The sequence below is a fragment of the Paraburkholderia sp. SIMBA_027 genome, from assembly GCF_046535315.1.
Taxonomy (GTDB): domain Bacteria; phylum Pseudomonadota; class Gammaproteobacteria; order Burkholderiales; family Burkholderiaceae; genus Paraburkholderia; species Paraburkholderia tropica.
In genome coordinates this window covers 1-258 of record NZ_JAWRWY010000986.1, presented here as the reverse complement: position 1 = coordinate 258, position 258 = coordinate 1, and the positions used below count along the sequence as shown (strand labels likewise).

The window sequence follows — 258 nt, the reverse complement described above, 5'->3', positions numbered from 1 at the left end:
AGCGCTTGCTGGGCCGTCTGGAAGCAAAGTCGCCGCACGCGGTTCCTATTGATGGCCCATTTGGTCCAGCATTGTTCATTGAGGCTCATGGAGAGAGCGTGCTTGCGCGCGCCTCTTCAGAGCCTGTCGATTTCATCCTGCTTGGGGCTGGGCATGGGGCATTCCCGCCCTCAGCAATCCTATCGCTTGACATGAGCGATGCCGAACTTGCTGAAACGCTTGACCAGGTACTGTTGCGCGCGGACGCGCCATCTCGCA

1 protein-coding gene is annotated in these 258 nt (G+C 59.3%); it reads left to right on the top strand.

Features of this window, described 5'->3' with window-relative positions:
- Nucleotides 1-258: hypothetical protein (locus tag SB764_RS42050; protein WP_410867043.1), on the top strand; the 258-nt coding region annotated here is incomplete at both ends.